Annotated in this window: 6 protein-coding genes; all 6 read right to left on the bottom strand. The window is 37.3% G+C overall.

Annotated elements, in window-relative coordinates; translation table 11 throughout:
* Window positions 1–33 precede the first annotated feature (33 nt).
* The 6 genes from AAKU52_RS01885 to AAKU52_RS01910 all read right to left on the bottom strand — a co-directional run bounded on the left by AAKU52_RS01885 (window position 34) and on the right by AAKU52_RS01910 (window position 6,731).
* Window positions 34–1,263, bottom strand: a complete 1,230-nt coding sequence (locus AAKU52_RS01885) for a carboxypeptidase-like regulatory domain-containing protein (RefSeq protein ID WP_354329611.1) — start codon at window positions 1,261–1,263, stop codon at window positions 34–36.
* A gap of 5 nt (window positions 1,264–1,268) precedes the next feature.
* Window positions 1,269–2,936: a DNA repair protein RecN gene (gene recN, locus AAKU52_RS01890; protein ID WP_354329613.1), complete on the bottom strand. Its 1,668-nt coding sequence runs from the start codon at window positions 2,934–2,936 to the stop codon at window positions 1,269–1,271.
* Window positions 2,937–3,333: 397 nt separating this feature from the next.
* Window positions 3,334–4,233, bottom strand: a complete 900-nt coding sequence (gene porD, locus AAKU52_RS01895) for a type IX secretion system protein PorD (protein ID WP_354329615.1) — start codon at window positions 4,231–4,233, stop codon at window positions 3,334–3,336.
* Window positions 4,230–5,429 (bottom strand): bifunctional phosphopantothenoylcysteine decarboxylase/phosphopantothenate--cysteine ligase CoaBC, encoded by a 1,200-nt coding sequence (gene coaBC, locus AAKU52_RS01900; protein WP_354329617.1) that lies wholly within the window; start codon window positions 5,427–5,429, stop codon window positions 4,230–4,232. The genes porD and coaBC overlap by 4 nt, the downstream gene beginning before the upstream one ends.
* 46 nt (window positions 5,430–5,475) lie before the next feature.
* Window positions 5,476–5,802 (bottom strand): DNA-directed RNA polymerase subunit omega, encoded by a 327-nt coding sequence (locus tag AAKU52_RS01905; RefSeq protein WP_354329619.1) that lies wholly within the window; start codon window positions 5,800–5,802, stop codon window positions 5,476–5,478.
* Window positions 5,802–6,731, bottom strand: a complete 930-nt coding sequence (locus AAKU52_RS01910; RefSeq protein ID WP_354329621.1) for an outer membrane protein assembly factor BamD — start codon at window positions 6,729–6,731, stop codon at window positions 5,802–5,804. Before AAKU52_RS01910 ends, AAKU52_RS01905 begins: the two co-directional genes overlap by 1 nt.
* Window positions 6,732–6,976 lie beyond the last annotated feature (245 nt).

Consider the following 6,976-nt stretch of genomic DNA (forward strand, 5'->3'; position numbering starts at 1 on the left):
AAAATACTAAAAATGTTAGTAATTTTATAGCGTTTATTTCCGTTGAAGGCTAATATAGTCCATGGGTACTAAATCTGCAATTTTTTCATAAGCCCAGAATCCTTCATAAATAAAAGATTTCGGTTGGTAAATCCCTCCTGAAGCATAGAAATGAACGGCACCTTCCAGCGGGTGAACAATTGAAATCTGGTGATTAGGAATGTCTAATGGCCTACTGATCGCATTACCCGAAGTATTGGTATACTCATTGGTTTCCTGTTCTCTAGTGTAAATAACGTAAAGGTCATCTTCGAAATTTACTGTTTTTAAGTTTTTGTAATATTGCTTCACCAATGTATCGGTAAGCACTTCGCCTCGGTTTAGGGTACTGATTTGTTTGGGGAGTTTTTTAATATTTGACCAGTAAGTTAAAGAATCACTTTCTGCAGAACCTAAACGAATAATCCCACCTTGTCTTTTAATCAGGCGTTTAATGTTAGTATTGATCAAACTGTCTGTTGGTCTGTTGGTGTTTTTAAGCTTCACTAACTTATTGATTACAAATCCTTTTTCCTTTGTTTTTCCCTGATACAGCGATTTAAAAAAATGCTGAGCAGAGCCATAATAGGCTATTTCTCTATTTTTTATCCATTCCTTTTTTTTTGATTTTGAACCTTTTAAATCCTCAAAATTTGGTAAGCCCGAATAATATATAATATGGCTGTTGTAATTGTATTCAAAATATTGAAGCAGGTATTTTAGCCTGTAGCCTAGTGCTTTATTTTCAATCACCAAAAACTCATTAGATTTTACGGTTAGTAATCCTTTATTTCCATCATAATCTATATTTAGCGCTTGTGGGTTTAGTAACTTGCATTTCTTTGCATTGGGTGTTTTTCCAATAAAGAATTCTTTGAAAAGGTTGATGTATTTCTGCCGGTTCGGATCTACCCTAATCACCACTTCGCGTAGCTGTATCGTGTTTTCATCCAAAATAATTTCAATGCTAGCAGACTTGTCAGCTAAGATGACATTTTTGGTGAAAGGCAGGTAGCCCATCATTTCTACCAACACATTGTAATTGCCAGCTTTTAAATTACCTAATACAAATTTACCATCATTATTGGTTACCGTAGCAGTTTTATAACCGCTCAAATAAACGCCGGCCCCCGGCATGGTTTCTCCTCTTTTATCTTTTACTACTCCAGATATGGTTAAATTTTGTGCATAGCCGCCTACCGAAAGTAAAAGCAACAAAAAAATAGCAGATAAGTATTTAACCACGAAGCTTAATTTAATTGTCCTTTGTCTAAAAGATCTCTTGCATTGGCTAGTGCAGATTTTCCTGGCGGTTTACCACTCAGCATTTCTGCAATCACATATACGCGGCCTTCGCGATCTAATCTTTTAATACCTGTAGTGCTGCGATCAGCACTCTCGTTTTTATACACAAAATAATGTGCATTGCCTTTCGCTGCAATCTGTGGTAAATGTGTAATACAGACCACTTGCATATTTCTTTCCAGTTCGCCAATTACCTGACCAACCCTCAAGGCTGTTTCACCAGAAATACCCGTGTCAATTTCATCAAAAATCAATGTAGGCAGATCGCTGTGTTTTGCTAAAATAGATTTAATGGCCAGCATAATTCTCGATAACTCTCCTCCTGAGGCTACTTTTGCCACAGGGGCTGGCGGTTGACCGCTATTGGCAGAGAATAACAAAGCGATGTTGTCTTTACCGTCTTTAGTCAATTCTTTCAATAAGGTTTGCTCTATTTTTATTTGAGCATTGGGCATTCCTGCCTTGGTTAATATTTCATCAACTTGAAGTTCTGTTGCTATAATCGACTTCCTGCGGTTAGCAGATAATTTGGTCGCAGATTTTTCCAATTCAACTTTTATCATTTCCGTTTTCTGGTGCAGGCGCTCAATTTCTTCATCACCACTTAAAATTAAACTCAGGTTTGTAGAAAGTTCTTCGCGGATATTTATTAATTCCGCAATGCTATTAACCCTATGTTTTTGCTGTAAAGTATACAAAATATCCAAACGGTGGGTAATTTCATCAATTCTTTCCTGATTAAAAACCACTTGTTCTTCTAATTGCGACAATTCATTGCTGATGTCTTTTAGCTCTATTAATGCTGAACGTAGTCGCTCGGCAAGGTCGCCGTAAGCATTGTTGAAACTTTCTATGGCTTGTAATTGTCCAATTGCTTCTTTCAATAAGGGCAATGCCGATGTTTCTTCCTCGCTTAACAGTTGATAACTGTTAACCAAGCTTCGCTTAATGGCTTCTGCATTGTTTAACGCCTGTAATTCTATTTCCAGAGTGTCCTGCTCATTTATTTCTAAGTTGGCATTTTCTAGTTCGCTGAACAAGAATTGTTCATAATCTTGCTTATTGCGCGCTTCATCTGCATTTTTTCGCAGTTCACGCAATTTAAGCTGGTACTTTTTGTAAAGCTTAAAGTTTTCACGGTAAACCGATAAGAGCTCTTCGTGGTTCGCTAGTCCATCGACAACAGCAAGTTGAAAACCTGGATCGTTGAGCTCTCGCGTGGCATGCTGCGAATGGATGTCAATCAATCGCTCACCAAAGTGTTTCATCACCGATAGCGTTACTGGCGTATCATTGATAAAGGCACGAGATTTCCCATCAATAGAAATCTCGCGTCTTAATAGGCTGTCTTCCTGAAAATCTAAATCGTGCTCTTCAAATAAAGGCTTTAATTTATCGCCAGTCAGTTTAAATGCACCTTCAATAATACATTTCTTTTCCTGGTTAAAGAAATATTTGGTTTCTGCTCGCTGCCCCAAAATAAGGGAGAGTGCACCCAGCATGATCGATTTTCCAGCTCCTGTTTCACCAGTGATAATGTTTAGGCCCTTGTCAAGTTCCATTTCAACATTATCTATCAAAGCGTAGTTACGTATAGAAAGTTTTTGTAGCATATCCTTTGCTAAATTATAAAAACTTAGCCAATGCATGCTCATCCTTTACGAATAAAAAACGTTCTGATTTTATTTATTAATTTTTATATTCTACCGTATTCGATAGTGCTGCATGCTATCACTGTTTTTAGCCTAATTAGTGCGTAATCATTTCTGTGGATAGACTCAATCAAAGAATTAAGATCGCTTCAACATGTAGCAGGTCTGACTTTTTAGCAAAGGCTACAGGAAATAGGATCACTGGTTTTAGAAAGCCAATTACTAATAAGACGTTGTGTTATTTTTTACTAAGTTGTTCTAAATATTCTTAATAGAATCGATCTCTTCCTTGCTGGCCCTATGGCTATCGAGAGCCTGCATATATTTAAAATTATTTTACAAGTTTGTAAAGAGGTATTTAGGGGCGGTTTTTCAGTTGATCATATTTGCTGCTATTAGCAGGATCAATTGCAAGAAGCAAGTTGTAGGCCTGTACCCTATCTAGTGGATTTGCCTGACTAAATAGGTTTACAAACTCTGTAGCTTTTGCGGCAAAAAAGGTGTTGTTGAAAACGGAACCTAATCTCTGCTTATCCATTTGTTGCAACGCAGGTAAGTAGGATAGGATGTCTTTTAAAGCCCTACCTGTATTTTCCTGCATTATGTCTAATCCTTTTCTGTGGTAATAGTAACTGAATACCCGCAATGGCTCATCACTTTTGTTTAAAAGATTTTCATTAAGCCAGTAGCGGTTTCTTAAACCATCAACAGCCCGCCAACCTGCATGACCATTGTTTTGTGCTAAATTGAGGATATTTAATGCTTTTAAATAATAAGCGCTTCCGCCTAGTTTGCTGAAACTGTCTTTATCTGCGCCTAAAATAGTATAAGCATAATAGCTGAGGAGCGAAGCCAGGTTTGACTGGTAGTTTTGGTCTGAAAACTCCAGTGCTTGCCCTTCATTATAACTGAAGTCAAAATTCTGGTCACTCAAATTAAGTAGGGTGCTTTGGTAGGAAGTAGCGTATACTGGCCTGCGACTTTGAATTTGAGCCTTCGCTGTATAAGTAGCCGCTCCATCCCAACTGGTTAGGGTAATGATAAAATGGCAGTTAATTCTTTCTGGGGGAAGATAGGTTTCGTTGCTCCATTTATTGTTGTTCAGGAAATCGCTAATGGTTTTTTGTAAAACCGCCAACGAACTTTTATTTGAATTAGTAACCGTTGGTGCCAATAATTGTACCGTTGCAAGCAGTTCCTGTGCTTTTAAATTTAATTGGCTCACGGAAAGAAAAAGCAGCAATACTAATTTTTTCATTTGCTGAGCAGCTTCATAATTTCATTGCTGATATCTACTGCGACTGCAGTTTTTGATTTTACTTCAAATTCTTTTTTATCAAAGTTTTTGTTAAAAATCGTAATTTTATTGGTATCAGTTTTGAAACCTGCACCTTTATCTTTTAAGGAATTCAATACAATCAGGTCCAGGTTTTTTTTCAATAACTTAGCTTTGGCATGTTCTTCTTCTTGCTCCGTTTCAAGTGCAAAACCTACTAAAATTTGACCTTTCCTTTTTTGAGTACCCAGCAGTGCTAAAATGTCTGTTGTTTTTTTTAGTGAGATGGAAAGCTCACCTTCCTGTTTTTTAATTTTCTGACTGGCCACGGTTATGGGTGTGTAATCGGCTACTGCAGCACTCATAATAGTGATGTGGCTATCTTTAAAATGCTGCCGACAGCTGTCAAGCATTTCTGCTGCACTTTGCACATCAATTCTGGTTAAATGTTGAGTGCTTTTTTCTGCGGTTGGTCCGCTAACAAGCGTAACAGCTGCACCTAGTTTTGCAAACTGATCTGCAATGGCGAAGCCCATTTTCCCGGAAGAGTGGTTGCCAATAAAACGTACTGGATCTATGGCTTCATAAGTTGGCCCTGCGGTAACCAAAACTTTTTTGCCTAACAATGGAAGGTCTTTTTTTATATATGCAATTAAAAAAGCAATAATTTCTTCAGGCTCTGCCATGCGGCCTTCACCAAAAAGGCCACTAGCTAATTCACCATTATTTGGTGCAATAAGTATGTTGCCGTAATTTTTAAGCTTCGCAATGTTACTTTGTGTACTCTGGTGTTTCCACATGTCGAGGTCCATAGCTGGGGCAAACATAACAGGGCATTTTGCAGATAAGTATACTGCAGATAAGAGATTGTTGCACAAGCCATTGGCCATTTTTGACATGGTGTTGGCACTGGCAGGAGCAATAATTAGGTAGTCGGCCCAAAGGCCCAATTCTACATGGTTACTCCATACTCCGGTTTCTTCTTCGAAATATTGTGTGTATACTGGGTTTTTTGATAGGGTAGCCAGGGTTAGCGGGGTAATGAAATTGGCCGCATCGGCTGTAAGAATAACCTTGACGTTTGCACCAGCTTTGATAAAAAGCCTGACTAACACTGCGGCTTTATAAGCAGCAATACTGCCGCAAACGCCAAGGATAATGTTTTTATTTTTAAGCATGGTTTAGTATTGCAAGTAATGCTGCAAGTTAAGCCAATGCATTTATTTATTCTTGTTCTTTTGCAGGATTTCTGTAATAAATCTTGTCATTAAGAAATTCATCAATTGAAATCAAAGTCGCTTTTGGCATACGCTCGTAGTGTTTACTGATTTCAATTTGTTCTCTGTTTTCAAAAATCTCTTCCAGGTTGTCATTTACAGAAGCAAACTCGGCTAATTTGCCATGTAATTCTTCCTTAATGTTGTTTGAGATCTGATTAGCCCTTTTTGAAATAATGACTAAAGACTCATATACATTCTGAGTTTTTTGATCTAAATCATTTACGTTTCTCGTTACCGTAGTATTCGGTACAGCAGGTTTAATAGTATTCATTATTTTATTGGGTTTATAATCAACTTATTGGTACTGTCTTTTTTTGCCTCTTTTTGAACGGTGGCTTTATATTTCGCTAATTGCTCTTCCTGGGCTGCTAATGTGTTTTTAGCTTTTATAATTCCCGCCTGGCTTTGGCTTTTTAATTCTTTTACTTCTGCTGTTAATTTACTCTCTGGATGGGACTCCATGAATTCATCTGCATAAGCAATGGCTTCGGTAAACCTTTCTTCCTGGCGAAATTCATAACTTGCTTTCGCATACATGTACTGAGATTTCACAATCAGCATATTCATTTCTTCCACATATTTAATATCTGGAAAATCTATCTGTGCATTTTTCAAGGCAATTACAGCAGATTTATAATTGCTTAAATCGTAATCACCAAGTTCGTAATACATTTTCGCATTTTCAAATGCTTTATCTTCTAATTTTCCACGAAGGTCAGCAATATATTTGCTCGCTAACTCTACTCTTTCACTTTTTGGATACAAGTTGATGAATAGCTGCATCGCATCAATAGCCTTATAGGTGTTTGCCTGGTCAAGTGTGAAATCTGGCGAATCCAGGTAATAACAGTACGCTCCTAAATACCTGCATTCTTCAGCGCGGGCGCTGGTGGGATAGGTGTCTGCAAAGTATTTAAACTGAAATCTTGCAGTGGTATAATCTTTTAAATTATATAAGGTAAGCGCATAATGGTAATTAAGCTCTTCAGCTTCCGTTCTTCCTCTGTATTTTTGTGATAAATCTTCAAAAAGGATTAATGCTTTCGAATAATCCTTTTTATTATAAAGTCTCATCGCCTCCTGGTATTTCTTGGCAACGTCATTGCTGAGCCTGATCTTCTCAAAACGGCTTTTACACCCAGCTATGCTTAATGCAATAACAGTGAAACTTAATAAAAATAGGTGTTTAATTTTAAACATTCTGCAAAGATAAGTTAATAATACGATAACGTCAATTAAAAATAATTAGGCGCTAAGCTATATAAAGGCTTTGATCCTTTCAAGTCCTTAACATTATTTAACAAATATTTTTTTTATAGGAAACCGAGGGCAATCCTTTAGGCTGAATTAGGGTTAACGCAATGTTAACGCAATGGTAACGCAATGCTGGCGCAATGTTTACGCAATTAAAGATTGCGTAAACATTGGCTTTTGTTTGTGTTACT

The sequence above is a fragment of the Pedobacter sp. CG_S7 genome (assembly GCF_040544395.1).
Classification (GTDB): Bacteria; Bacteroidota; Bacteroidia; order Sphingobacteriales; family Sphingobacteriaceae; genus Pedobacter.

Coding starts and splice junctions, on each gene's coding strand:
- recN (WP_354329613.1), bottom strand. CDS start 2,936: ATGCTACAAAAACTTTCTATACGTAACTACGCTTTGATAGATAATGTT.
- porD (WP_354329615.1), bottom strand. CDS start 4,233: ATGAAAAAATTAGTATTGCTGCTTTTTCTTTCCGTGAGCCAATTAAAT.
- coaBC (WP_354329617.1), bottom strand. CDS start 5,429: ATGCTTAAAAATAAAAACATTATCCTTGGCGTTTGCGGCAGTATTGCT.
- AAKU52_RS01905 (WP_354329619.1), bottom strand. CDS start 5,802: ATGAATACTATTAAACCTGCTGTACCGAATACTACGGTAACGAGAAAC.
- AAKU52_RS01910 (WP_354329621.1), bottom strand. CDS start 6,731: ATGTTTAAAATTAAACACCTATTTTTATTAAGTTTCACTGTTATTGCA.